The organism is Pseudomonas sp. IPO3778, assembly GCF_013386825.1.
GTDB lineage: Bacteria > Pseudomonadota > Gammaproteobacteria > Pseudomonadales > Pseudomonadaceae > Aquipseudomonas.
This window is the reverse complement of the sequence record NZ_JACARC010000151.1, coordinates 1-411: the sequence shown is the minus strand read 5'-3', so window position 1 is coordinate 411 and position 411 is coordinate 1. Positions and strand designations below refer to the sequence as shown.

The window sequence follows — 411 nt, the reverse complement described above, 5'->3', positions numbered from 1 at the left end:
ATTCCACTGGGCGGGGCTGATTGCCAGGTCTTTAGCTATGAACTCTGCGGGCGAACTCATGTGGGGATCACAGACAGCTTGGACTTCCGGGAATTTTGACCCTACGCGTAAAGCGAACGTGGCTACTACGCTGGCGGGTTACGGGATTACCGATGCGCTGTCAGCTTCCAGCTTTTTAAAACCAGTAGCTGGGCAATGGATTTCGTTGGGCGGTGCGATCCCGGCCGGCGGAACTTGGGCCTATTTCTGTGCCAATTACAACGGCAATGGTCAGGCACTTGGGGGCAGCAGCGGCGTGGTCGCTGGAGGCACCGCAGTGGGTAACGGAAATAGCGTCGGTTTTGCATGGAGGATTCAGTAATGGATAACGAACAACGTCCCGAGCAGTACAACATAGAGGACATCTATCTT

At 54.7% G+C, this 411-nt stretch carries 1 pseudogene; it reads left to right on the top strand.

From position 1 onward, the window contains the following. Positions 1 to 361 (top strand): annotated as a pseudogene (locus tag HX855_RS32980) (hypothetical protein); the annotation flags it as partial. Positions 362 to 411 lie beyond the last annotated feature (50 nt).